Raw genomic sequence first — 465 nt, 5'->3', positions numbered from 1 at the left:
TGAACATTAGGCTTGCGCAATCTCACCCTTTCAAGGGCGAGTCAAGCAAGAGGTAACTAGTCTTTTTTCTGACTTAAAGCGCGTGAAGTTTTTACGGCTCTTTCACTTGGCGGTGTGTTTTGATTTTCAATGTACTGCTTAATTACATCCAAACTCGCGCCGCCGCATGACACGACACAATAACTAGGCGACCAAAAGTGATTTCCCCAAAGCATCGTCTTAATCCGATTCCAATACTCACGCCTTAGTATATATGACGACTTCCCTTTTAATTTGCCAACCAAATTCGATACAGCAACTTTGGGGTGAATAGACACCATTAAGTGAACGTGGTCATGTTCTCCACCAAACTCTAAAAGCTCGCAATCCATTTGCTTACAGGTTTCCTCCATTATCTCTTTGGTTCTATCTAACATCTCTTTAGTGAAAACGCCTCTTCGGTATTTTGTAACAAATACTAGATGA

General features: G+C 41.5%; 1 protein-coding gene. It reads right to left on the bottom strand.

The features are described 5' to 3' along the window. Positions 1-56: 56 nt before the first annotated feature. On the bottom strand, positions 57-465 hold a 409-nt coding region (gene tnpA / locus AN394_RS21305; RefSeq protein WP_055022526.1), incomplete at its 5' end, for an IS200/IS605 family transposase.

Source organism: Pseudoalteromonas sp. P1-26 (genome assembly GCF_001401795.1).
Classification (GTDB): domain Bacteria; phylum Pseudomonadota; class Gammaproteobacteria; order Enterobacterales; family Alteromonadaceae; genus Pseudoalteromonas.
This window is presented reverse-complemented; position numbering and strand designations above follow the sequence as displayed.